Origin of the sequence: Streptomyces sp. BE20, from assembly GCF_036322525.1 — a bacterium.
In the GTDB taxonomy this organism is placed as follows: domain Bacteria; phylum Actinomycetota; class Actinomycetes; order Streptomycetales; family Streptomycetaceae; genus Kitasatospora.
The window spans coordinates 1-286 of the sequence record NZ_JAQYWW010000084.1 but is presented as its reverse complement, the minus strand read 5'-3'; the positions used below and the strand labels follow the sequence as shown (position 1 = coordinate 286).

1 protein-coding gene is annotated in these 286 nt (G+C 73.4%); it reads right to left on the bottom strand.

The genetic code is table 11. From position 1 onward, the window contains the following. Positions 1 to 286, bottom strand: a 286-nt coding sequence (locus PUR61_RS00340; protein ID WP_329874390.1) for a transposase, incomplete at both ends; no start/stop codon positions are given.

Genomic DNA, 286 nt, shown 5'->3' with positions numbered 1-286 from the left:
GTCGGCCTTGCGTTCGTAGCGGCGGTGCAGCCGGCGGAAGCCGCCGAGCCAGGCGACGGTGCGCTCGATCACCCAACGGTGGCGGCCGAGGCGCTGGGAGGACTCGACGCCTCGGCGGGCGATGCGGGCCGGGATCTGCCGCCGGCGCAGGTAGGCACGGATGAAGCGGTGGTCGTAGGCTTTGTCGCCGTGCAGCTTGCCGGGACGGCGGCGTCGCGGTCCGCGCCGTGAGCGGATCGGCGGGATGGCGTCGACAAGCGGTATCAGGGCCTGGCTGTCGTGGAGG